Here is a 387-nt window from a genome sequence, read left to right as displayed (position 1 = left end):
AGGTAGCGCCGATGTTGTGCGCCCCTGGGTGGAAGCGTTGCGTAACGTGGGTTTCGCTGTCTTCGCGAAGCCGAAGATCGACGACGACAGCGATGTCGACAGCGACATGCTGGACCACATCGCCCTGCGTCGCAGCGAGGGACTGGCAGCAGTTCTGGTTGCCTCGGCGGACGGACAAGCGTTCCGCCAACCACTGGAAGAAATTGCCCGTGAGGGCACCCCGGTGCAGGTGCTCGGATTTCGCGAACATGCGAGCTGGGCGTTAGCGTCGGATACCTTGGAGTTTGTCGATCTGGAGGACATTCCCGGTGTGTTCCGGGAACCGTTGCCACGGATCGGTCTGGACTCGCTGCCCGAGCAGGGAGCATGGCTACAGCCGTTCCGGCC

At 62.8% G+C, this 387-nt stretch carries 1 protein-coding gene; it reads left to right on the top strand.

Going from position 1 to position 387, the window contains the following annotated elements; translation table 11 throughout:
• Positions 1-387, top strand: a 387-nt coding sequence (locus tag IMZ11_RS44705) for an NYN domain-containing protein (protein WP_228649887.1), incomplete at both ends; no start/stop codon positions are given.

Origin of the sequence: Microtetraspora sp. AC03309 (genome assembly GCF_020826795.1) — a bacterium.
Lineage (GTDB): Bacteria > Actinomycetota > Actinomycetes > Streptosporangiales > Streptosporangiaceae > Microtetraspora > Microtetraspora glauca.
Note: the sequence above shows the minus strand (reverse complement) of the source record. Positions and strands in the feature narration are given on the sequence as shown.